Annotated in this window: 36 protein-coding genes; all 36 read left to right on the top strand. The window is 44.6% G+C overall.

Annotated elements, in window-relative coordinates; translation table 11 throughout:
• The first annotated feature begins 42 nt into the window (after positions 1–42).
• The 36 genes from rpsL (at position 43) to rplQ (ending at position 21455) form a co-directional block, all read left to right on the top strand.
• Positions 43–462 carry a 30S ribosomal protein S12 gene (gene rpsL / locus ACN6KS_RS27545; RefSeq protein WP_036680518.1) on the top strand — a complete coding sequence of 140 codons (420 nt, stop codon included), beginning with the start codon at positions 43–45 and terminating at the stop codon, positions 460–462.
• A gap of 44 nt (positions 463–506) precedes the next feature.
• Positions 507–977 (top strand): 30S ribosomal protein S7, encoded by a 471-nt coding sequence (gene rpsG / locus ACN6KS_RS27540; protein WP_036680520.1) that lies wholly within the window; start codon positions 507–509, stop codon positions 975–977.
• A gap of 47 nt (positions 978–1024) precedes the next feature.
• Entirely contained in the window at positions 1025–3103 is a 2079-nt protein-coding gene (fusA, locus tag ACN6KS_RS27535; RefSeq protein ID WP_094871870.1) for an elongation factor G, read from the top strand.
• A 109-nt stretch (positions 3104–3212) separates the two neighbouring features.
• Complete coding sequence (gene tuf / locus ACN6KS_RS27530; protein WP_042192178.1) at positions 3213–4403, top strand: elongation factor Tu; 1191 nt, start codon at positions 3213–3215, stop codon at positions 4401–4403.
• Positions 4404–4717: 314 nt separating this feature from the next.
• Positions 4718–6064, top strand: coding sequence for a protoglobin domain-containing protein (locus ACN6KS_RS27525; RefSeq protein ID WP_440960882.1), 1347 nt, complete (start codon positions 4718–4720; stop codon positions 6062–6064).
• A gap of 226 nt (positions 6065–6290) precedes the next feature.
• The gene (gene rpsJ, locus ACN6KS_RS27520) at positions 6291–6599 is read left to right on the top strand and encodes a 30S ribosomal protein S10 (protein ID WP_017692074.1); all 309 of its coding nucleotides are present in this window, start codon (positions 6291–6293) and stop codon (positions 6597–6599) included.
• A 41-nt stretch (positions 6600–6640) separates the two neighbouring features.
• On the top strand, positions 6641–7264 hold the full coding sequence (gene rplC / locus ACN6KS_RS27515) for a 50S ribosomal protein L3 (RefSeq protein WP_094871872.1): 624 nt from the start codon (positions 6641–6643) through the stop codon (positions 7262–7264).
• A 25-nt stretch (positions 7265–7289) separates the two neighbouring features.
• A complete protein-coding gene (gene rplD, locus ACN6KS_RS27510) occupies positions 7290–7913 on the top strand; it encodes a 50S ribosomal protein L4 (protein WP_042192174.1) in 624 nt (207 codons plus the stop codon).
• Positions 7913–8206 carry a 50S ribosomal protein L23 gene (gene rplW, locus ACN6KS_RS27505; RefSeq protein WP_036680537.1) on the top strand — a complete coding sequence of 98 codons (294 nt, stop codon included), beginning with the start codon at positions 7913–7915 and terminating at the stop codon, positions 8204–8206. Before rplD ends, rplW begins: the two co-directional genes overlap by 1 nt.
• A gap of 27 nt (positions 8207–8233) precedes the next feature.
• Positions 8234–9064, top strand: coding sequence for a 50S ribosomal protein L2 (gene rplB, locus ACN6KS_RS27500; protein ID WP_042192171.1), 831 nt, complete (start codon positions 8234–8236; stop codon positions 9062–9064).
• A 72-nt stretch (positions 9065–9136) separates the two neighbouring features.
• Positions 9137–9415 carry a 30S ribosomal protein S19 gene (gene rpsS / locus ACN6KS_RS27495; RefSeq protein WP_036652940.1) on the top strand — a complete coding sequence of 93 codons (279 nt, stop codon included), beginning with the start codon at positions 9137–9139 and terminating at the stop codon, positions 9413–9415.
• Positions 9416–9448: 33 nt separating this feature from the next.
• The gene (gene rplV / locus ACN6KS_RS27490) at positions 9449–9781 is read left to right on the top strand and encodes a 50S ribosomal protein L22 (protein WP_036680546.1); all 333 of its coding nucleotides are present in this window, start codon (positions 9449–9451) and stop codon (positions 9779–9781) included.
• A gap of 13 nt (positions 9782–9794) precedes the next feature.
• On the top strand, positions 9795–10460 hold the full coding sequence (gene rpsC / locus ACN6KS_RS27485; protein WP_042192169.1) for a 30S ribosomal protein S3: 666 nt from the start codon (positions 9795–9797) through the stop codon (positions 10458–10460).
• A 2-nt stretch (positions 10461–10462) separates the two neighbouring features.
• Entirely contained in the window at positions 10463–10897 is a 435-nt protein-coding gene (gene rplP, locus ACN6KS_RS27480) for a 50S ribosomal protein L16 (protein WP_042131224.1), read from the top strand.
• On the top strand, positions 10887–11084 hold the full coding sequence (gene rpmC, locus ACN6KS_RS27475) for a 50S ribosomal protein L29 (RefSeq protein ID WP_019908232.1): 198 nt from the start codon (positions 10887–10889) through the stop codon (positions 11082–11084). Before rplP ends, rpmC begins: the two co-directional genes overlap by 11 nt.
• A gap of 43 nt (positions 11085–11127) precedes the next feature.
• Positions 11128–11394, top strand: coding sequence for a 30S ribosomal protein S17 (gene rpsQ, locus ACN6KS_RS27470; RefSeq protein WP_042131223.1), 267 nt, complete (start codon positions 11128–11130; stop codon positions 11392–11394).
• 38 nt (positions 11395–11432) lie between these two features.
• On the top strand, positions 11433–11801 hold the full coding sequence (gene rplN / locus ACN6KS_RS27465) for a 50S ribosomal protein L14 (RefSeq protein WP_036680556.1): 369 nt from the start codon (positions 11433–11435) through the stop codon (positions 11799–11801).
• A 49-nt stretch (positions 11802–11850) separates the two neighbouring features.
• Positions 11851–12204 (top strand): 50S ribosomal protein L24, encoded by a 354-nt coding sequence (gene rplX, locus ACN6KS_RS27460; RefSeq protein ID WP_076286851.1) that lies wholly within the window; start codon positions 11851–11853, stop codon positions 12202–12204.
• A 31-nt stretch (positions 12205–12235) separates the two neighbouring features.
• Positions 12236–12778 carry a 50S ribosomal protein L5 gene (rplE, locus tag ACN6KS_RS27455; RefSeq protein ID WP_042131222.1) on the top strand — a complete coding sequence of 181 codons (543 nt, stop codon included), beginning with the start codon at positions 12236–12238 and terminating at the stop codon, positions 12776–12778.
• Between the two features lie 49 nt (positions 12779–12827).
• The gene (locus tag ACN6KS_RS27450) at positions 12828–13013 is read left to right on the top strand and encodes a type Z 30S ribosomal protein S14 (protein ID WP_013312154.1); all 186 of its coding nucleotides are present in this window, start codon (positions 12828–12830) and stop codon (positions 13011–13013) included.
• A 32-nt stretch (positions 13014–13045) separates the two neighbouring features.
• Positions 13046–13444, top strand: a complete 399-nt coding sequence (gene rpsH / locus ACN6KS_RS27445; protein ID WP_036680560.1) for a 30S ribosomal protein S8 — start codon at positions 13046–13048, stop codon at positions 13442–13444.
• Positions 13445–13474: 30 nt separating this feature from the next.
• Positions 13475–14017, top strand: a complete 543-nt coding sequence (gene rplF / locus ACN6KS_RS27440; protein WP_036680562.1) for a 50S ribosomal protein L6 — start codon at positions 13475–13477, stop codon at positions 14015–14017.
• 84 nt (positions 14018–14101) lie between these two features.
• Positions 14102–14470, top strand: a complete 369-nt coding sequence (rplR, locus tag ACN6KS_RS27435; protein WP_094871873.1) for a 50S ribosomal protein L18 — start codon at positions 14102–14104, stop codon at positions 14468–14470.
• A gap of 27 nt (positions 14471–14497) precedes the next feature.
• Entirely contained in the window at positions 14498–14995 is a 498-nt protein-coding gene (gene rpsE, locus ACN6KS_RS27430; protein WP_036652980.1) for a 30S ribosomal protein S5, read from the top strand.
• 14 nt (positions 14996–15009) lie between these two features.
• Entirely contained in the window at positions 15010–15195 is a 186-nt protein-coding gene (gene rpmD, locus ACN6KS_RS27425; protein ID WP_036680567.1) for a 50S ribosomal protein L30, read from the top strand.
• A gap of 40 nt (positions 15196–15235) precedes the next feature.
• Positions 15236–15676: a 50S ribosomal protein L15 gene (gene rplO / locus ACN6KS_RS27420; RefSeq protein ID WP_036680569.1), complete on the top strand. Its 441-nt coding sequence runs from the start codon at positions 15236–15238 to the stop codon at positions 15674–15676.
• Positions 15676–16974 (top strand): preprotein translocase subunit SecY, encoded by a 1299-nt coding sequence (secY, locus tag ACN6KS_RS27415; RefSeq protein ID WP_042131218.1) that lies wholly within the window; start codon positions 15676–15678, stop codon positions 16972–16974. The genes rplO and secY overlap by 1 nt, the downstream gene beginning before the upstream one ends.
• A gap of 96 nt (positions 16975–17070) precedes the next feature.
• Complete coding sequence (locus tag ACN6KS_RS27410) at positions 17071–17715, top strand: adenylate kinase (protein WP_094871874.1); 645 nt, start codon at positions 17071–17073, stop codon at positions 17713–17715.
• A 4-nt stretch (positions 17716–17719) separates the two neighbouring features.
• Positions 17720–18472, top strand: coding sequence for a type I methionyl aminopeptidase (map, locus tag ACN6KS_RS27405; RefSeq protein ID WP_042192159.1), 753 nt, complete (start codon positions 17720–17722; stop codon positions 18470–18472).
• Between the two features lie 11 nt (positions 18473–18483).
• The gene (locus ACN6KS_RS27400) at positions 18484–18792 is read left to right on the top strand and encodes a KOW domain-containing RNA-binding protein (RefSeq protein WP_042131215.1); all 309 of its coding nucleotides are present in this window, start codon (positions 18484–18486) and stop codon (positions 18790–18792) included.
• Positions 18793–18794: 2 nt separating this feature from the next.
• On the top strand, positions 18795–19010 hold the full coding sequence (gene infA / locus ACN6KS_RS27395) for a translation initiation factor IF-1 (RefSeq protein WP_036652996.1): 216 nt from the start codon (positions 18795–18797) through the stop codon (positions 19008–19010).
• A gap of 53 nt (positions 19011–19063) precedes the next feature.
• Positions 19064–19177 (top strand): 50S ribosomal protein L36, encoded by a 114-nt coding sequence (gene rpmJ, locus ACN6KS_RS27390; protein WP_003322638.1) that lies wholly within the window; start codon positions 19064–19066, stop codon positions 19175–19177.
• A 19-nt stretch (positions 19178–19196) separates the two neighbouring features.
• Positions 19197–19565 (top strand): 30S ribosomal protein S13, encoded by a 369-nt coding sequence (rpsM, locus tag ACN6KS_RS27385; protein WP_036680583.1) that lies wholly within the window; start codon positions 19197–19199, stop codon positions 19563–19565.
• Positions 19566–19584: 19 nt separating this feature from the next.
• The gene (gene rpsK / locus ACN6KS_RS27380; RefSeq protein WP_019908251.1) at positions 19585–19980 is read left to right on the top strand and encodes a 30S ribosomal protein S11; all 396 of its coding nucleotides are present in this window, start codon (positions 19585–19587) and stop codon (positions 19978–19980) included.
• 130 nt (positions 19981–20110) lie between these two features.
• Positions 20111–21055, top strand: a complete 945-nt coding sequence (locus ACN6KS_RS27375) for a DNA-directed RNA polymerase subunit alpha (protein WP_036680585.1) — start codon at positions 20111–20113, stop codon at positions 21053–21055.
• Between the two features lie 34 nt (positions 21056–21089).
• Positions 21090–21455, top strand: a complete 366-nt coding sequence (gene rplQ, locus ACN6KS_RS27370; protein WP_019908254.1) for a 50S ribosomal protein L17 — start codon at positions 21090–21092, stop codon at positions 21453–21455.
• Positions 21456–21754: the final 299 nt, after the last annotated feature.

Raw genomic sequence — 21754 nt, 5'->3', positions numbered from 1 at the left:
TTCTTAAATCGGCTATCATTTCAGGAAGGGGGTGGCAACAACATGCCAACAATTAACCAATTGGTTCGTAAAGGCCGTCAAGCCAAAATCGAAAAATCTAAATCTCCCGCTCTTCAAAAAGGGTATAACGCCCTCAAGCGTGAGGCTACAAATTTGAGCGCTCCGCAAAAACGCGGTGTGTGCACTCGTGTTGGTACTATGACTCCACGTAAACCAAACTCAGCGCTTCGTAAATATGCCCGTGTTCGTTTGACGAACCGTCTCGAGGTAACAGCTTATATCCCGGGTATCGGACATAACTTACAAGAGCACAGTGTTGTATTACTTCGCGGAGGTAAAGTAAAGGACCTTGCAGGGGTTCGTTACCATATCGTTCGTGGTGCATTGGATACAGCAGGTGTAGCTAACCGGATGCAAGCTCGTTCTAAATACGGTGCTAAACGTCCTAAAGCTAAGAAATAAGAAAAAATTCTAGAATAATAAACATTTAAGAAAGGGGGATATCCATGCCACGCAAAGGTCCAGTTACTAAGAGAGACGTATTGCCAGATCCGTTGTATAATAGCAAGTTGGTTACTCGTTTGATTAACCGCATTATGCTGGGTGGTAAAAGAGGTGTCGCTCAAAGCATTCTGTACAATTCATTCAAATTGATTGAAGAACGTACGGGTAAAGATCCGATGGAAGTTTTCGAAGCTGCCATCAAGAACATCATGCCGGTTTTGGAAGTCAAAGCTCGTCGTGTCGGTGGTGCTAACTATCAAGTACCTATCGAGGTTAAACCAGAGAGACGTACTGCTCTGGGATTACGTTGGCTCGTAAACTACTCTCGCAACCGCGGTGAGAAGACGATGGAAGAGCGTTTGGCGGCTGAGATCATCGACGCTTCCAACAACACAGGCGCTTCTGTTAAGAAACGCGAAGATACACACAAAATGGCTGAAGCAAACAAAGCGTTCGCTCACTACCGTTGGTAGGATTAAGGTCATTCAAATAACTTATATTTTGAAGGGAGATCCATTTCATGGCTAGAGAGTTCTCCTTAAAAAATACACGTAATATCGGGATCATGGCGCATATTGATGCTGGTAAAACAACTACCACAGAGCGGATTCTTTTCTATACAGGCCGTACGCACAAAATCGGTGAAGTTCACGAGGGTGCTGCTACAATGGACTGGATGGAGCAAGAACAAGAGCGCGGAATCACGATTACGTCCGCTGCTACGACTGCTGCGTGGAAAGGTCACCGCATCAATATCATTGATACCCCAGGACACGTTGACTTCACTGTTGAAGTTGAACGTTCCCTGCGTGTATTGGATGGGGCAGTAGGTGTATTTAGTGCAAAAGAGGGCGTTGAGCCTCAGTCTGAAACCGTATGGAGACAGGCTGACCGTTATAACGTACCCCGTATTGCATATGTGAACAAAATGGACATTATCGGTGCAGACTTCCTTAACGTAATCGAAACTATGCGTGATCGCCTTCAAGCCAATGCAGTTGCTATTCAATTGCCAATTGGCGCAGAAAGTGATTTCACTGGTATTATCGACCTTGTTGAGCAAAAAGCACACATGTTCAGAGATGATCTAGGCCAAAACATCGAAGTAACGGATATTCCGGAAGAATATTTGGCCAAAGTTGAGGAGCTGCGTCTCGAGTTGATCGAGAAAGTTGCTGAACTTGATGAAGATCTGACTATGAAGTACCTGGAAGGCGAAGAAATTACAGTTCCGGAAATTAAAGCTGCACTGCGCAAAGGCGTAGTTGAAGTTAAATTGTTCCCTGTAATTGTTGGATCCTCCTACCGTAACAAAGGGATTCAGCTTATGCTGGATGCGGTTATTGATTACTTGCCATCTCCTCTTGACGTTCCAGCTATCACTGGACATCTTGATGATGGAACTGAAGCAGTTCGTCATTCTTCGGATGAAGAACCGTTTGCAGCTTTGGCATTTAAAATCATGACTGACCCTTATGTAGGTAAACTTACGTTCTTCCGTGTATACTCTGGTATTCTAGAGTCCGGATCTTACGTAGTTAATGCTACTAAGAACAAGCGTGAACGTATTGGTCGTATCCTTCAAATGCATGCTAACAGCCGTCAAGAGATTTCCATCGTGTATTCTGGTGACATCGCTGCAGCAGTTGGTTTGAAAGACACCAGTACAGGTGATACACTGTGTGATGAGAAGCATCCAGTAATTTTGGAATCAATGAACTTCCCTGATCCAGTTATCGAAATAGCTGTTGAACCAAAAACAAAAGCTGACCAAGATAAATTGGGCGTTGCTCTCGGTAAGTTGACTGAAGAGGATCCAACTCTTCGTGCTCATACTGATGAAGAAACAGGCCAAACTATCCTGGCTGGTATGGGTGAACTTCACTTGGACATCATCATCGATCGTATGCGTCGTGAGTTCAAAGTAGAAACCAATGTGGGTAAACCACAGGTTGCTTACCGCGAAACGTTCAAGGCACCTGCTCGCGTCGAAGGTAAATTTGTACGCCAATCTGGTGGTCGTGGTCAATACGGTCACGTATGGGTTGAATTTGAACCCCTCGAGCCAGGTACTGGTAGCAAATTCGAAAGTAAAGTTGTCGGTGGCTCGGTTCCTAGAGAGTACATCGCTCCTGCACTTGCGGGTATCGAAGAACAAATGAAAAACGGCGTACTTGCAGGCTTCCCGCTTGTAGACGTTAAAGCTACCATCGTTGATGGTTCTTACCATGATGTCGATTCCAACGAAATGGCATTTAAAATTGCCGGCTCGATGGCGCTTAAAGCAGCTAAAGACAAGTGTAAGCCTGTCCTGCTTGAGCCAATCATGAAAGTAGAAGTAACTGTTCCTGAGGAATATATGGGTGATGTTATGGGTATGCTGAACTCCCGCCGTGGCCGTATCGAAGGTATGGATTCCCGTGGTGGAGCGCAAATTATTCGTGCTAAGGTGCCTCTTTCCGAAATGTTCGGATACTCTACAACTCTTCGTTCTGGTACTCAAGGACGTGGCGTATTCTCAATGGAGCTTTCTCACTATGAAGAAGTTCCGAAATCCATTGCGGAAGAGATCGCTGCTAAGAACAAAGGCGGAGAATAATTACTAGTTTTAACTTGCCGTCCGAGTATAATCACTCAGTCATCTAAGATAAGCATATATACGGGCGGCTCAAATATAAGGAACCCCACATTAAGGAGGAACTGTTCAAATGGCAAAGGCAAAGTTTGAACGTAACAAACCGCACGTTAACATCGGTACTATTGGTCACGTCGACCATGGTAAAACGACTCTGACTGCTGCAATCACTACTGTATTGTCCAAAACTTACGGTGGCGCAGCTATCGCATTCGATCAAATCGACAAAGCTCCTGAAGAGCGCGAACGTGGTATCACAATCTCCACTTCCCACGTTGAATATGAAACTCCTAACCGTCACTACGCTCACGTAGACTGCCCTGGTCACGCCGACTATGTTAAAAACATGATCACAGGCGCAGCGCAAATGGACGGAGCTATCCTGGTTGTATCCGCAGCTGATGGCCCTATGCCACAAACTCGCGAGCACATCCTGTTGTCCCGTCAAGTAGGTGTTCCATACATCGTTGTTTTCTTGAACAAATGCGACATGGTTGAAGACGAAGAGTTGTTGGAATTGGTTGAAATGGAAGTTCGTGACTTGCTTAGCGAGTATGACTTCCCAGGCGACGATACTCCAATCATTCGTGGTTCTGCTCGTGAAGCTCTTCAAAACCCAGAAGGCGAATATGCTAAGAAGATTGTTGAAATGTTCGAAACAATCGACGAGTACATTCCACTTCCAGAGCGTCAAACTGACAAACCATTCTTGATGCCTGTCGAAGATGTATTCTCCATCACTGGTCGCGGTACTGTGGCAACTGGTCGCGTAGAACGCGGAACAGTTAAAGTCGGAGAAGAAATCGAAATCGTTGGTATTCACGAAGAAACTAAGAAATCCGTAGTTACGGGCGTAGAAATGTTCCGTAAATTGCTGGATTCCGCTCAAGCGGGCGACAACATCGGAGCTTTGCTTCGTGGTGTAGACCGTACTATGATCGAGCGTGGCCAAGTATTGGCTAAACCGAACTCTGTTAAACCACACACTGAGTTCACTGCTCAAATCTACGTTTTGACTAAAGAAGAAGGCGGACGTCACAAACCATTCTTCACTGGTTACCGTCCACAGTTCTACTTCCGTACAACTGACGTAACTGGCATCATCAACTTGCCAGAAGGTACTGAAATGGTTATGCCTGGTGACAACATCACTGTAACTGTTGCTTTGATCTCCCCTATCGCTATTGAAGAAGGTACTAAATTCTCCATTCGCGAAGGTGGACGTACAGTTGGAGCAGGTAGCGTAGCTTCCATCCAAAAATAAATTCGTTTCTATCTGCGGGTAGACTCTGAATCATAGTGCCCCGGATTCTTCTTGCGGAGAATCCGGGGCTTTTTGTTGTATTATTACTTAATTTCTTATTTTGTTCGATAGACTATTAATTGATATTTCGTTTCATTTGAGGATAAATCATCTAATATTCGACAATATAAGCTAAAATAAGTATATTATTTCGAATGATTCTACAAAATTCTACAAAATTCAACGATAAATTGTTTACAATTTTAATAATCATAGAGTAAAATGAAAGTGAGGTAATATTGTAAAAAAATAGTAATTAAGGGGAGAGTGATAACATGGGAAAATGTCCTTTTTCATTCATGCATGCTATAACATCACGTAATAATAATGAGGATTCTCACACCCCTAATCTAGAACATGAACACCAGACTAAGCGTACTGAAGATTTTTTTCATACTCTTGAGGGTTATGACGAACTCAATGAGCAAATGAGAATGATTGATCTAACTGAAGCAGATTTGAAATTATTACGTAGGGTAAAGCCTAGCGTTGAAAAGAATATAGACTATATCATTGATCAATTTTATAATTCGGTATTAGGAGTGGATAAACTCGAAGCCATTATATTGGAGCATAGTAGTATTGAGAGGTTGAAAACAACACTCCGCGAGCATATCATTGAAATTTTTGATGGCAATGTTGATGAAGAATACATAGCAAAGCGAATGAAGATTGCTAATATTCACAAAAGAGTAGGACTTGAGCCTAAATGGTACTTATCCGCTTTTCAAAATCTTCAGAACGTTTTTATACAAGTTATTTATAATGAAACACAGGATGACCATTCACGTCTACATGTAGTTAAGACCGTAACTAAGCTGCTTAACCTTGAACAACAACTTGTCCTAGAGGAATATGAGAAGGAAAACGTCAAAGAGAAGGAACAACAATACCTTTTGGTTAAAAATGAGTTAAAGCAGAAAATTGCTGAATTCAGCAGCGAATTAATAGATTTTAGTATCGACACAAATGCTGCTGTGAAGCAGCTAGTAGCCAGTAGCAATGAAGTGAGTAGAACATTCCAACATACAGCTACATCCGCTGTAGAGTCGCAGGGGTTGGCTACAGATGGACATGAGCATTTGGATAGCTTAACAGAACAGATTAATCTTATTTATCAAAGTACTAGTGAAATGGAACATTCAGTCCACGAATTAAGTAATTCCTCTAAACAAATTCAAAAAATCGTAAACTCAGTAAAAGATATTGCAGATCAAACTAAAATTCTTTCACTTAATGCAACGATAGAAGCGGCTAGAGCCGGAGTGCATGGTAGAGGGTTTAGTGTAGTTGCTCAAGAAGTTAGTCGATTGGCAGAGGATACGAAGAATACTGTAATTCAGATCGTAGAGCTGACGTACAAATCAGGAATTCTCACACAACAGGTCGTTGAGGAGATACGTAAGGTACAAGAGCTAACCAGAAGCGGGAAACATCAATCCGTTGAGACAAGTCTTTTATTTTCTGAAATTGTTGAGGCGATGAGAAGTAGCACACAAGAGATTGTTATAGTAGAAGAAGAAATAAGAACATTGATTCAGACTATAGAGGGAATTGGGTCAGCAACAGCACAGACTGCCGAGTCAGCTGAAGTTTTTAAGTCTGCCACTGAGAATCTTTAACCTATATAATAGTAATAAAGCAGCGCATGAAAAAAATATGCGTTGTTTTGTTATTTAAGCTTGCAATACTGCCGCCTATTATATATAATAATAAATGTTGTTCTGAGACGTTGCGATGATGTGAGAGGTTACTGACACACCCGGCCCCTTTGCCATGAGGTCGACGTCAGAAAATTTTCACGGAGTATGTCCGATAATAAATTGGGCGATAGAAGGAGGGACTAAAATGGCAAAGCAAAAAATTCGTATTCGCTTGAAAGCATACGACCACAGAATTCTTGATCAATCCGCAGAGAAAATCGTTGAAACTGCAAAACGTTCGGGTGCTGGTGTATCTGGACCGATTCCGTTGCCAACTGAGAAGCAAATCATTACTATTCTCCGTGCGGTACACAAGTACAAGGATTCCCGTGAACAGTTTGAACAACGGACTCACAAACGTTTGATCGATATTGTGAACCCAACACCACAAACTGTGGATGCCTTGATGCGCTTGGATCTACCGTCCGGTGTAGATATCGAAATCAAATTGTAATTCTTTATTAGTAACTTAGGAAAAGAAAAGAGGTGTCAACATTGAAAGGTATCTTAGGAAAAAAACTCGGTATGACTCAAGTGTTTACTCCAGAAGGTAACGTAATTCCAGTTACTGTTATCGAAGCAGGACCTTGTGTAGTACTGCAAAAGAAAGACCTGAATATCGACGGATATGAAGCAGTGCAATTGGGCTTTTCTGATAAAAAAGAAAGTCGCTCCAATAAGCCTGAACAGGGTCACGCCAAAAAGGCAAATGCAACACCTAAGCGCTACGTTCGCGAAATTCGCGGTGTTGATCTCGGGACTCTCGAGGTTGGACAAGAGCTGAAGGCTGATATCTTTGCTGAGGGCGAATTTGTTGACGTAACTGGTACATCCAAAGGTAAAGGTTTCCAAGGTAACATCAAACGTTGGGGACAAAGCCGCGGACCGATGGCACACGGATCGCGTTACCACAGAAGACCAGGTTCCATGGGTTCTATCCAAGCTAACCGTGTTCCGAAGGGCAAACGCCTTCCAGGACATATGGGTCACACGACTATCACGGTTCAAAAGCTTGAAATCATCAAGGTTGACGTTGAACGTAACGTATTGCTGGTTAAAGGCGCTATCCCAGGTCCTAAAAACAGCTTCGTGAAAGTTAAACAAACCGTTAAGAAATAATTACCTAAGAAAGGAGGAACATGAAATGCCAAAAGTAACACTTTTTAATATTAGTGGCAACGAAGTTGGTGAAGTAGAACTAAGTGATACAGTATTCGGTATTGAACCGAATGAGCACGTTCTACATGAAGCCGCGCTTATGCAAAGAGCTTCCCTTCGTCGTGGTACACACAAAGTAAAAGGACGTTCTGAAGTTCGTGGCGGTGGACGTAAGCCTTGGAAACAAAAAGGTACAGGTCGCGCTCGTCAAGGATCCATTCGTTCTCCACAATGGAAAGGCGGCGGCGTTGTCTTCGGACCAACACCACGCAGCTATTCTTGGAAATTGCCTAAGAAGGTTCGTCGTTTGGCGATCAAATCCGCTTTGTCCTCGAAAGTACTCGAGAATGACATTATCGTATTGGATAGCTTGACAATGAATGCTCCGAAGACGAAAGAATTCGCAGCAATCTTGAACAACCTGAAAGTGGAACGCAAAGCTTTGATCGTAGCTACTAGCTATGATGATAACGTAGCACTTTCCGCTCGTAACATCCCTGGGGTGAAATTCGTAGCGGCTGACGGCATTAATGTTCTTGACGTACTAACGTACGACAAACTGATCATCACTAAAGAAGCAGTTCTGAAGGTAGAGGAGGTGTTCGCGTAATGAAAGATCCTCGTGATATTATCAAACGTCCGGTGATTACGGAACGTACTTCCGACTACATGAGCGAAATGAAATACGCTTTTGAAGTGGATATCCGTGCTAACAAAACCGAAATCAAAAAAGCTGTCGAGGCTATTTTCAAAGTAAAAGTAACTAATGTGAACACAATGCGCGTACCTGGCAAACTGAAACGTTATGGTAAATATTCTGGTTACACTCCAGAGTGGAAAAAAGCCATCGTTAAGCTTAGCCCGGACAGCAAACCGCTTGAATTTTTTGAAGCGGTAGAATAATACTCTTAAAGTAAGGAGGAAACTATAGTGCCAATCAAAAAGTACAAACCGACCTCTCCGGCAAGACGCCACATGTCTGTGTCTACGTTTGAAGAAATTACAACAAACCAGCCAGAGAAATCGTTGCTTTCTCCGCTGTTCAAACATGCGGGACGCAACAACCAAGGTAAAATTACGGTTCGTCACCATGGCGGCGGACACAAACGTAAATACCGTATTATCGACTTCAAACGGACTAAAGACGGCATACCAGGTAGCGTTGCTACAATCGAGTATGACCCGAACCGTACATCTAATATTGCTTTGATCCACTATGCTGATGGAGAGAAACGTTATATCATCGCTCCTAAAGGCCTAAAAGTTGGGGATAAAGTAGAGTCTGGCCCAACAGCCGACATCAAAATTGGTAACAGTCTTGCACTGGAGAATATCCCAGTCGGTACAGTTATCCACAACATTGAGTTGAAACCAGGTAAAGGCGGACAATTGGTTCGTGCTGCTGGTACAGAAGCTCAATTGCTTGGTAAAGAAGAAAAGTACTGTTCCGTTCGTTTGTCATCCGGTGAGGTTCGTAAGATCCTTAGCGTATGCCGTGCAACTATCGGATCTGTAGGTAACGAAGATCATGAATTGATCAAAATCGGTAAAGCTGGACGTAGTCGCTGGCTTGGCCGTCGCCCTGAAGTACGCGGTGTAGTAATGAACCCGAACGATCACCCACACGGTGGTGGTGAAGGCCGCGCTCCAATCGGACGTAAATCGCCTATGTCTCCATGGGGTAAACCAACCCTTGGTTACAAAACGCGTAAGAAAAACAAGGCATCTGATAAATATATCGTTCGCCGCCGCACGAAATAAGACGCTTCAAGTTAATAAAGCGCGAAGCGTCGATTCGCGGTTTGAAGAACCGGATGAAGGGAGGATTCACACATGGGTCGCAGTTTAAAGAAGGGGCCGTTTATCGATGGCTACCTGCTTAAAAAAGTTGAGGAACTGAACGAGGCTGAAAAAAAGGTTGTAGTTAAAACTTGGTCCCGTCGCTCAACCATTTTCCCTCAGTTTATCGGACATACGTTTGGTGTATATGACGGCCGTAAACACGTGCCTGTATACGTAACAGAAGATATGGTAGGTCACAAGTTGGGCGAGTTCGCGCCAACACGTACTTACAAAGGCCACGCGGGTGACGATAAGAAAACAAGAAGATAATAATAAGGTCTCTGTTTGAAAGGAGGTTAAACAATGGAAGCAAAAGCACATGCAAGATCGGTGCGGATTTCCGCTCGTAAAGCGAAACTGGTTGTTGACTTGATTCGTGGTAAGCAAGTGGGGGAAGCAATTGCTATTCTTCGCCACACTCCGAAATCCGCTTCTCCGGTCGTTGAGAAGTTGCTTAATTCGGCAATTGCGAATGCTGAGCATAACTATTCTTTGGACGTGAACAGTTTGTTCGTTAGCGAGGTTTTCGTTAACCAAGGACCTACTATGAAACGTTTCCGTCCGCGCGCCATGGGCCGCGCAAGTCGGATCAATAAACGCACGAGCCACATTACACTGGTGGTATCTGAGAAATAAGGAGGGATAACACGTGGGTCAAAAGGTAAATCCAATCGGACTCCGGATCGGGATCATTCGCGATTGGGAATCTAAATGGTATGCAGGAAAAGATTTCGGTACTCTTCTGATGGAAGACGTCAAAATCCGGGAATACCTTAAAGGCAAATTGAAGGATTCCGCTGTTTCCCATATCGAGATCGAAAGAGCGGCTAACCGCGTGAACGTTACAATTCATACTGCTAAACCAGGTATGGTTATTGGTAAAGGCGGAGCAGAAGTAGAAGTACTTCGCAGCGCAGTTACAGCAATCGCTGGTGGCAAAAAAGTACACATCAACATCAATGAAATCAAGCACCCTGAATTGGATGCAATTCTTGTAGCTGAGAGCATTGCTCAACAATTGGAACGCCGTGTATCGTTCCGTCGTGCACTCAAACAAGCGATTCAAAGAACTATGCGTTCTGGCGCAAAAGGGATTAAAACTCAAGTAGGCGGACGTCTTGGCGGAGCTGAGATTGCTCGTTCAGAAGGTTATAGCGAAGGAACAGTTCCACTTCATACGCTTCGTGCCGATATCGATTACGGAACGGCTGAAGCACATACAACTTACGGTCTTATCGGCGTAAAAGTATGGATCTACCGTGGAGAAGTTCTTCCCCCAGCTAAGAAACAAGCTGCTCAGGAAGGAGGCAACTAATCATGTTGGTACCAAAACGCGTAAAACACCGCAAGCAACAACGCGGACACATGAAGGGTATGGCAAAAGGTGGTACTGAATTGAACTTCGGCGAATTCGGCCTGGTTGCAATGGAACCATCTTGGATCACTAACCGTCAGATCGAAGCTGCTCGTATCGCAATGACACGTTATATCAAACGTGGCGGTCAAGTTTGGATCAAGATTTTCCCAGATAAGCCTATTACTCAAAAGCCTCTCGAGGTTCGTATGGGTAGTGGTAAAGGTAACGTTGAGAAATGGGTAGCCGTAGTTAAACCGGGCAAGATTATGTTCGAACTCGGAGGCGTGTCGGAAGAAATCGCTCGTGAAGCGATGCGTCTTGCCGCTCACAAGCTGCCTGTTAAGACTAAGTTTGTGAAACGTGAAGAATTGGGTGGTGAAGCAAATGAAAGCTAATGAACTTCGCAACTTAACCACTGCTGAGATTGAACAAAAGATCGCTGGATTCAAAGAGGAACTTTTTAATCTCCGTTTCCAATTGGCAACTGGCCAACTGGACAACCCGACTCGGATTCGTGACGTGCGCAAGGAAATAGCTCGTGCTAAAACCGTAATCCATCAAAGAGTGCTTGGGATTAGTTAAGTGAGACGGATCTCAGATCCGTATTCAGGAAGGAGGCTAACTAATGAGCGAAGAACGTAATGCACGTAAAGTGCTAATCGGTAAAGTGGTCAGTGATAAAATGGATAAAACCATCGTAGTCGCTGTTGAAACCTATAAGAAACATAACTTGTACCACAAACGCATCAAGTCTACGAAGAAATTCAAAGCACATGATGAGGAAAACGTTGCGAAAATTGGCGATACCGTAAAAGTCATGGAAACTCGTCCGTTGTCCAAGGACAAACGTTGGAGACTAGTTGAAGTGGTTGAAAAAGCGGTTATCATCTAAGATAATCAAAAGAGTTTTTCCGGAAGGAGGAAATTATAATGATTCAACCATTTACACGCTTGCATGTGGCTGACAACTCTGGTGCGAAGGAACTGATGTGTATCCGCGTACTGGGTGGTACTGGACGCCGTACAGCAGCAATCGGTGATTTGATCGTTTGTTCCGTTAAACAAGCAACACCAGGCGGCGTTGTCAAAAAAGGTGATGTTGTTAGAGCGGTAGTTGTTCGTACGAAACGTTCCGTTCGTCGTAAAGATGGATCTTACATCGCATTCGACGAAAATGCAGCTGTTGTTGTTAAAGACGACAGAAGCCCTCGTGGAACACGTATCTTTGGACCAGTTGCTCGCGAACTTCGCGATAAAGACTACATGAAGATCGTTTCCTTGGCACCGGAAGTAATCTAATAAACACGAGCACCAATAAGTTGAAGGTTAGTTATAGGAGGTGTAATAAATGCCTAGAGTGAAAAAAGTTCTGGAATCCCATAACAATAAACTGCACGTGAAGAAAGATGATGTGGTGCTTGTGATTAGTGGTAAAGACAAAGGCAAAAAAGGCCGTGTCATCGCTGCTTATCCTCGTGAAAACCGCGTTCTGGTAGAAGGCGTAAATATGGTGAAAAAACACCAAAAGCCGAACCAGCTGAATCCACAGGGTGGAATTATTGAGCAGGAAGCTTCGATTCATGTGTCCAACGTAATGCACATCGATCCGAAGTCCGGCAAAGTAACACGTATCGGTTACAAAGTATTGGACAACGGTAAAAAAGTTCGGATTGCTAAAAGATCCGGAGAGATTATCGACTAATCTAGCCCTTAAGAAAGGAGGTTAAATCTTCATGGCAGCAAGAATGAAAGAACGTTATCTCAACGAAATAACACCTGCTTTGATGCAGAAGTTTAACTATACAACTGTTATGCAAGTGCCTAAGATCGAGAAGGTTGTCATCAACATGGGTGTGGGTGACGCTGTTCAAAACTCCAAAGTACTTGATGCTGCAGTTAATGACATGCAGTTGATCGCTGGTCAAAAACCAGTAATCACTAAAGCTAAAAAATCCATCGCTGGTTTTAAACTACGCGAAAATATGCCGATTGGGGTTAAAGTAACACTGCGCGGCGAGCGTATGTATTACTTCTTGGACAAATTGTTCAACGTAACGCTTCCACGCGTACGTGACTTCCGTGGTGTTTCCACTAAAGCCTTTGACGGCCGTGGTAACTACACACTTGGTCTTAAAGAACAATTGATCTTCCCCGAGATCGAATATGACAAAGTGGATAAAGTCCGCGGTATGGACATCGTTATTGTAACGACTGCTAAGACGGACGAGGAATCCCGCGAGCTGCTGGGTCAGCTGGGAATGCCTTTCGCAAAATAAAGTCGGTTAATCCATTTTCTCCGAAAATGTTTAGGAGGTGTCAGGCTAAGTGGCAAAAACTTCGATGAAAGTTAAACAACAACGTACGCCCAAGTTTAAAGTACGTGCATATACACGTTGCGAACGTTGTGGTCGTCCACATTCGGTATTGCAAAAGTTCAAAATTTGCAGAATTTGTTTCCGTGAATTAGCTTATAAAGGCCAGATCCCTGGCGTGAAAAAAGCAAGTTGGTAAGAAGTTTATAAACGGGAAGGAGGTTTACACACATGACTATGTCTGATCCTATTGCAGATATGCTTACTCGTATTCGTAACGCTAACATTGTGCGTCACGAAACGGTAGAAATGCCTGCTTCTACTATGAAGAAACAAATCGCTGACATTTTGAAGCGTGAAGGTTTCATCCGCGATGCGGAATTCGTTGAAGATAGCAAACAAGGGATTATCCGTATCTTCTTGAAATACGGCCCTAACCAAGAGCGTGTTATTTCTGGTTTGAAAAGAATCAGTAAACCAGGCCTTCGCGTATACACGAAGAGCAATGAAGTGCCTCGTGTACTTGGTGGTTTAGGAATCGCGATTATCTCCACATCTAAGGGAGTTATGACCGACAAAGAAGCTCGTCAATCAAAATCTGGCGGAGAAGTTGTCTGCTACATTTGGTAATAAACGTCACAAGATAAGGAGGTGCAACACATGTCTCGTATTGGTCGTAAACCAATCGCAGTACCTAGCGGTGTAGATGTCACTTTGGACAACGCCGTTATTACAGTAAAAGGTCCAAAAGGTTCTTTGACTCGTGAGCTTCATAAAGACATGAAGGTTACAGTTGAAAATAACGAAATTACCGTTGTTCGTCCGTCGGATAACAAATTGCATCGTTCACTTCACGGCACAACCCGCTCCGTTGTCAACAATATGGTAGCTGGTGTGACTGAAGGTTTCTCGAAATCTCTGGAGCTGGTTGGGGTCGGATATCGTGCAAGCAAATCCGGAGATAAAATCGTTCTGAACGTTGGTTATTCCCACCCGGTTGAAATTACACCGGAAGCTGGTATCGAGTTCGAAGTTCCTGCGAACACGAAGATCATCGTTAAAGGTATCGATAAAGAACGCGTTGGCGCATACGCTGCTAAAATTCGTTCCGTTCGTGAGCCAGAACCGTATAAAGGTAAAGGTATCAAATATGAAGGCGAGCGTATCATCCGCAAAGAAGGTAAAGCTGGTAAGAAGAAATAACCAGTTCGAACTTAATTGTAAGATACCCCGTGCATCTTAAAGTGAAGCTGTTTACGGCAAACTGAAGGGAGTGAAAGGGAAGTCATGATTACAAAAGAAGATAAAAACAAGGCTCGTCTCAAAAGACACCTGCGTGTTCGTAAGAAGATTCAGGGAACTACTGAGCGCCCACGTTTGAACGTGTTCCGTTCTTCGAAACACATCTACGCTCAATTGATCGATGATGTTAAAGGGGTTACTATCGTATCCGCTTCTACACTTGATAAAGATCTAGTTGCTAACATCGGTAATGGCGGTAGCGTTGAAGCTGCAGCAAAAGTTGGTCAATTGATCGCTGAGCGTGCTAAAGAAAAAGGTTATGCAGTGGTCGTATTCGACCGCGGAGGTTACTTGTACCATGGACGGATTCAAGCTTTGGCTGACGCAGCTCGTGAAGCTGGTCTTGAATTCTAGAATAATTCTTAAAAGGAGGTTAACGACTTGCGTGTAGATCCGAACAGTTTAGAACTGACAGAAAGAGTTGTACACATTAACCGTGTAGCAAAAGTTGTAAAAGGCGGACGCCGTTTCAGCTTTAGTGCACTCGTTGTTGTGGGCGATGGCAATGGCTACGTCGGTGCTGGTATCGGTAAAGCCGGCGAAGTTCCGGATGCCATCCGTAAAGGCATTGAAGACGCCAAGAAAAACCTGATTCACATTCCAATCGTAGGAACTTCGATTCCCCATCTCGTTACTGGCCACTTCGGCGCAGGACGTGTGTTGCTGAAACCAGCATCAGAGGGTACTGGCGTTATCGCTGGCGGTCCAGTTCGTGCAGTATTGGAATTGGCAGGCGTTGGCGACATTTTGACAAAATCACTGGGTTCTTCGAATTCCATGAATATGGTCAATGCAACTTTGGAGGGACTATCCCGTCTGAAACGCATTGAAGAGGTCGCGAAACTTCGCGGCAAATCTGTCGAAGAATTGCGCGGTTAAGGAGGGGAACGTCAATGGCAAAATTGCAAATTACCCTCGTACGTAGTGTAATCGGACGTCCAGAAACACAACGTGTTACTGTTAAGACGCTCGGCCTGCGTAAACTCAACACGACAGTGGTTCACAATGACAGTCCTGCAATTCGCGGAATGATCAACAAAGTGAGTCACTTGCTATCTGTAACTGAAATTGAAGGCTAATCGCCTCGCATAAATTAACAAACATAAGGAGGTGCAAACGATGAAGTTACATGAACTTGCTCCAGCTCCTGGTTCCCGAAAAGAACGCAATCGCGTTGGTCGTGGACCAAGTAGCGGAAATGGTAAAACTTCCGGTCGCGGTCACAAAGGTCAAAACTCACGTTCTGGCGGTGGTGTTCGTCCGGGCTTCGAGGGTGGACAAAATCCGCTCTATCGTCGTCTGCCTAAACGTGGTTTCGTCAATCCTACCCGTAAAGAGTATGCGATTGTGAACCTTGAAGATCTGAATAGCTTTGCAGAAGGAACAGAAGTGACTCCGCAGTTGTTGCTTGAAACTGGTGTTGTCAAGAATTCCAAAAGCGGCATTAAGATTCTCGGCAATGGTGAGTTAACCGTTAAATTGACTGTACAAGCAAATAAGTTCTCTCAATCTGCGGTAGAGAAAATCGAGGCTGCCGGCGGTAAAACCGAGGTGATCTAATGTTCAAGACGCTTAAGAATATCTGGCATGTGGAAGATTTGCGCAAAAAGATCCTGTTTACCTTGTTCATTCTGATTATCTACCGTATCGGTTCGTTTGTACCGGTTCCTGGTGTGAACAAAGATGTACTGGAAACAGCAAATCAAAGCGGTGACGCTTTGATGGGACTTTTGAACACCTTCTCGGGCGGAGCGCTCAAAAACTTCTCGATATTTGCGATCAGTATTTATCCGTACATTACAGCATCCATCATCGTGCAATTGCTGTCGATGGATGTTGTTCCTAAGTTTGCTGAATGGGCTAAACAAGGGGAGCACGGTAAAAAACAACTAGCGCAAATCACTCGTTATGGTACTGTGATTTTGGCCCTGATCCAAGGTTTTGCTACGTCGATAGGGTTTAACCGGATTTATGGAACTCAAATGATGCCGAATGCGACATTTGCTGACTACTTACTGGTTGCCATTATCTTGACGGCTGGTACTTCTTTCCTGATGTGGCTTGGTGAACAGATTACCGAAAAGGGAATCGGGAACGGGATTTCGATCCTGATTTTTGCGGGAATCGTCGCCGCTATCCCGGGATATATCACGAGTACGGCTAACTCAAGCTTTATTCAGCCGGATCAAGTGTTCCTGAATATTCTTAAAGTCGTTATTGTGCTGATTGTGATTGTAGCGATTATTACAGCAGTTATCTTCGTACAGCAAGGTATTCGGAAGATTCCTGTTCAATACGCTAAACGCGTAGTCGGCAACAAAATGTACGGTGGACAGAATACGCACATTCCGCTGAAAATTAATGCGGCAGGTGTAATTCCGGTTATCTTCGCCGTATCACTGCTTCAGTTCCCAGTTGTTCTCTCTAGTTTCTGGTCAACACATGCCTGGGCTCAATGGATTGCCAAGTACTTGGCAACTGATGCACCACTTGGTATGCTTCTGTATGTAGTGATGATCATCGGTTTCACGTTCTTCTATACGTTCGTGCAGATGAATCCTCAGCAGATGGCTGATAACATGAAGAAGAATGGTGGTTACATTCCAGGTATCCGTCCTGGTAAAGCTACTGAGAAATATTTGACTAGAGTAATGTCTCGTCTGACTATGTCTGGCGCATTGTTCCTGGCTTTGATCTCTGTATTGCCGATGTTCTTCGGTGCTTTATCCGGATTGCCTAAAGAAGTTCGAATTGGCGGTACATCACTGCTGATCGTAATCGGTGTGGCATTGGATACTATGAAGCAGATCGAGAGCCAATTGATCAAACGCCATTACAAAGGCTTCATCAATAAATAGGCGATAGGTTCCGGTGAAGCGTAAGTTTTTATTCTTCCCGGCACCTATTGTGCTGTTTCTTGCTTGGTGGCGAACTTTTGGGGGGAGAGAGAAATCGTGAACATTTTATTCATGGGCCCTCCTGGGGCAGGCAAGGGAACACAAGCGGCAGAGATCATTAAAGAATTTGGCATTCCGCATATTTCGACAGGAGATGCTTTCCGTTTGGCAATCAAACAAGAGACTCCAGTAGGATTGAAGGCTAAATCATTTATTGATCAAGGTTTGCTTGTACCAGATGATGTGACCATTGGTATAGTTGAAGAACGGCTGCAGCAGTCCGATTGCGAAAAAGGTTTTCTATTGGATGGTTTTCCAAGAACTCTTTCGCAAGCGGAAGCGCTGGATGAAATTCTAAGCCGTTTGAATACTTCTTTGGATCATGTCATCAACTTGAATGTTGACCGTGGACTGTTGATGGCGCGTCTTACTGGACGTCGTATCTGCACAGTTTGCGGAGCATCCTACCATTTAATCTTCAACCCGCCGAAGCAAGATGGCATTTGCGACATTGATGGCGGTGAATTGTATCAACGTCCGGATGACAATGAAGATAGTGTAGGCAAGCGTCTGGATGAGTATGATAATAAGACAGCGCCGCTGCTTGCGTTTTATGATAATAAAGGTCTTTTGCGTCAGGTAAATGGGGAAAACGAAATCAATGTCGTTTCTTCTGAAATCGTATCTTTATTGCGGGGTTAATGTAATGATCATTTGTAAATCCGAACAGGAACTTGCCTTTATGAGGGAAGCTGGTCGAATTGTTGCCGAGAGTCACCGTCTTATTGCTGAGGCCATTGAGCCTGGCATTACAACGGGCGATCTCGACAGAATCGCCGATCAATACATTCGCAGTCAAGGTGCTGTGCCGTCTTTCAAAGGCTACAACGGTTTTCCTGCCAGCATTTGCGCTTCAGTCAACGAACAATTAGTGCATGGATTTCCAGGTAAACGCAAACTGATCGAAGGCGATATTGTAACGCTGGATATCGGTGCAGAGTACCGCGGTTATCACGGTGATTCCGCCTGGACCTACGGTGTGGGCAGCATTTCCGAAGAGGCTCAGCGTTTGCTGGACGTTACGGAAGGCTCCTTGTACGCGGGACTGGCGTTAGTTAAGCCGGATGTGCGCTTGTTTACAATCTCCCATGCTATCCAGCAATACATCGAAGAGGCTGGTTTCTCAGTCGTACGTGAGTATGTTGGTCATGGTATTGGGGCAAAACTGCATGAAGAACCGCAAATTCCGAATTATGGCATAGCGGACCGCGGACCACGTCTGAAACCGGGTATGGTACTCGCGATTGAGCCGATGGTAAACGTAGGAAAGAGACATGTCAGAACGCTGGAAGATAACTGGACTGTCGTTACGGTGGATGGCTCACTATGTGCTCACTTTGAGCATACAGTAGCAGTTACTCCGGACGGCATGGAAATTTTCACAAAACTGAATGCGTAGGTGATCTCCACTTGAATACTGTGAGCAGCCCGCAGGTTGGTCAATTAGTGAGAATTCTCAAAGGTAAAGATGCCGGAGAGGCAGCCGTTGTTATCGCAGTTGTTGATAGCAGATTTGTATACATTGCAGATGGAGACAAACGTAAGTTTGATGGGCCAAAGAAGAAGAATATTCTTCATCTTGAGCTCATACCCTTCATCAGCAGTGAGGTTGTGAACAGTTTGGAAGAAACTGGGCGGGTAACAAACGGAAAGCTGCGTTACGCAGTCATGAAGTATGCTGGACCCACCGGAATAAGTGCTGATGAGAAAGGAGACTAACTGTGGCTAAGGAAGATGTCATTGAAGTAGAAGGTACTGTCCTTGAACCGTTGCCAAATGCAACGTTTAAGGTTGAGCTTGAGAACGGTCATCAAATACTTGCCCATGTATCCGGTAAATTGCGGATGCACTTTATCCGTATTTTGACCGGAGACAAAGTGGTCGTGCAGTTATCGCCTTATGATTTATCAAAAGGTCGTATAACTTACCGTAAATAGATGGGAACTACGAAAAAAGTTTTGCTTCGCAAAACTTTGAGGAGGTAATTAACATGAAGGTAAGACCTTCTGTAAAGCCCATTTGCGAGAAATGTAAAGTAATCCGCCGCAAAGGGACTGTTATGGTGATTTGCGAAAATCCGAAACACAAACAAAAACAAGGTTAAGAAGGGGGTGTAGCGTAAAATGGCTCGTATAGCTGGAGTGGATTTGCCACGTGACAAACGCGTTGAGATCGCCTTGACTTATATTTTCGGAATCGGTAAAACGACTTCTCAGAAAATTCTTAATGAAACAGGCATTAGCGCTAATACACGTGTCCGTGATTTGACGGAAGATGAAGTCAGCAAACTGCGTGAAACGATCGACAAAACGGTTAAGGTTGAAGGTGACCTGCGTCGTGAAATTTCCTTGAATATTAAACGTCTTACTGAGATCGGCTGTTACCGCGGTGTTCGTCACCGTCGTGGATTGCCTGTTCGCGGTCAACGTACTAAAACCAATGCCCGTACCCGGAAAGGCCCGCGTCGTACGGTAGCAAACAAGAAGAAATAATAAGGGGGGATAAGAGACAATGGCTAAACCGAAAAAAGTCGTACGTACCAAACGTCGCGACCGTAAAAATATCGAATCCGGCGTGGCACATATTCGTTCCACGTTCAATAACACCATCGTTACCATCACAGATCCTCACGGAAATGCAATTTCCTGGGCAAGCTCCGGCGGCCAAGGATTTAAAGGTTCCCGTAAGTCGACTCCATTCGCAGCGCAAATGGCAGCTGAATCAGCAGCTAAAGCAGCTATGGAGCACGGCATGAAATCGGTTGAGGTTATGGTTAAAGGACCGGGCGCGGGCCGCGAAGCAGCCATCCGTTCCCTTCAAGCTGCAGGGCTTGAAGTTAACCTTATTAAAGACGTAACTCCGGTTCCTCACAATGGATGCCGTCCGCCGAAACGTCGTCGCGTATAGTGAAATCAGTATTGTAAATGTGGTATAATTCTGACGCATCTGCTAATAATAGGTGTTTAGGCATACTACATGATGCACCTGATGGGGTGACAGTTTCATATAGGAGCGACGTTGAAGGAGGGGTAAACTCGTGATAGAAATCGAAAAGCCGAAGATTGAGACCGTAGAAGCTAATGATGAAGGTACCTATGGGAAATTCGTAGTTGAACCGTTGGAACGTGGGTATGGCACGACTCTGGGGAATTCACTTCGCCGGATATTGCTTTCTTCGCTTCCAGGAGCCGCAGTGACTTCGGTCCAAATTGACGGCGTTCTGCATGAGTTCTCGACCGTTCCAGGCGTAATGGAAGATGTGACGGAGATCATTCTTAACCTTAAAGCCTTGTCCCTGAAGATTCATTCAGACGAGGAAAAAGTGTTTGAGATTGATGCCGAAGGGGAAGGCATCGTTACCGCAGGTGATATCCGTGCGGACAGCGATGTTGAGATCCTCAACCCGGATCTTCACATTGCAACGCTGGGACCTGGTGCGAGACTTCACATGCGTATTTTTGCAGGCCGTGGTCGCGGCTACGTCCAAGCGGACCGGAACAAACGCGACGATCAGCCAATTGGCGTTATCCCGGTTGACTCCATCTACACTCCTATTTCACGCGTTAACTACGGCATAGACAATACACGTGTTGGTCAAGTGACCAACTACGACAAATTGACGCTTGAAATTTGGACAGATGGCAGTATTAGACCGGAAGAGGCTGTAAGCCTCGGAGCCAAAATTTTGAACGAGCACCTCGTACTGTTCGTAGGTCTTACGGACGAAGCGAAAGACGCCGAAATTATGGTTGAAAAAGAAGAAGACAAAAAAGAAAAAGTGCTAGAGATGACAATCGAAGAGCTTGATCTTTCTGTCCGCTCCTACAACTGCCTCAAACGTGCTGGTATTAATACCGTACAAGAGCTTACCACGAAGACTGAAGAAGATATGATGAAGGTGCGTAACCTTGGTCGTAAATCTTTGGAAGAAGTTCAGGAGAAGCTTGAGGAACTTGGTTTGGGACTCCGTACAGAAGAATAGCTACAGATTGTTACAGTAAAGGAGGGAAAACACAATGGCATACCAAAAATTGGGCCGTGATTCCAGTGCGCGTAAAGCGTTATTTCGCGACATGGTAACGGATCTGTTTTTATACGAGCGCATCCAAACAACGGAAGCTAAGGCGAAGGAAGTTCGTTCCATCGCTGAAAAGTTGATCACTAAAGCTAAAAAAGGTGATCTTCATGCTCGTCGTCAAGTAGCTGCATTTGTTCGCCGCGAGACTGTTGATGGTGAACAAGATGCAATTCAAAAATTGTTCTCTGACATCGCTCCTCGTTACACTGAGCGTCCAGGTGGATACACTCGTATCCTGAAACTCGGACCTCGCCGTGGCGACGCTGCGCCTATGGTCTATCTTGAATTGGTAGACCGCGCGTAGTATCACAAGTAATGATTTCCGATGATTCCCTTTCATCCGGCCCTCTTTGGAGTAAAGATGGGGGAAATATCAGCGTTATTGTGCTGCAGAGGCGCAAGACTCTGCTGTACCAATAACCGTGGGAATCACCTTGGTTCAATTGAAGGAGCTCCCGCAGGGGCTCTTTTTTTTGAAGTAATGGAGTGAAGTGTAATGGATGCCGTCCTTCTAGGGACGGCAAAGCCATTTCTTCCTCTTGAATAAGATCAGACAGTGCTTCGATCGACGTTTCTGCTGAACGGTTTAAAAAGGAGAACGGA

The organism is Paenibacillus nitricinens, from assembly GCF_052056485.1.
GTDB lineage: Bacteria > Bacillota > Bacilli > Paenibacillales > Paenibacillaceae > Paenibacillus_AQ > Paenibacillus_AQ nitricinens.
The sequence above is the reverse complement of the archived record's forward strand: the minus strand, read 5'-3'. Positions and strand labels throughout refer to the sequence as shown.